This is a genomic window from Rhodococcus sp. GXMU-t2271, from assembly GCF_041414735.1.
Classification (GTDB): Bacteria; Actinomycetota; Actinomycetes; order Mycobacteriales; family Mycobacteriaceae; genus Rhodococcus; species Rhodococcus indonesiensis.
The window spans coordinates 1-550 of record NZ_JAUIZP010000110.1; the positions used below are offsets into that span (position 1 = coordinate 1).

A 550-nucleotide genomic window follows, 5' to 3' on the forward strand; every position below is an offset into this window, starting at 1 on the left:
TACACCCGGGTGATGCTGGCGAAGTGCGAGTCGGCGCAGCAGGTGACGTCGTTGGCGCCGCGGGAGGTGGTGGCGTTGATCGAGTCGCCGTTGGGGGCGTTGAAGGTCGACGAGATCGCGTTGGCGGCCGGGACGGTCGGTCTGATGTGGGGGGCGGAGGATCTCGTCGTGGGTCTGGGCGGGCAGTCGTCGCGCCGGGCCGACGGGACGTATCGGGATGTGGCGCGGCATGTGCGCTCGCAGGCGTTGCTGGCGGCGAAGGCGTACGGGCGGTTCGCGTTGGATTCGGTGTTTCTCGACATCCGGGATCACGAGGGGTTGCGGGACGAGGCGCTCGATGCGGTGGCGGTGGGGTTCGATGCGAAGGTGGCGATCCATCCGGGTCAGGTGGGGGTGATCCGGTCGGCGTATGCGCCGAGTGAGCAGGATGTGGCGTGGGCGCGGCGGGTGCTGGCGGCGGTGCCGGAGGAGCGGGGGGTGTTCCAGTTCGAGGGCCGGATGGTCGATGCGCCGGTGCTGCGGCACGCCGAGCAGATCCTGCACCGCGCCG

General features: G+C 70.5%; 1 protein-coding gene. It reads left to right on the forward strand.

Annotated elements, in window-relative coordinates; genetic code table 11:
- Positions 1-550, forward strand: a 550-nt coding sequence (locus tag QYS60_RS25760) for a CoA ester lyase (protein WP_371384668.1), incomplete at both ends; no start/stop codon positions are given.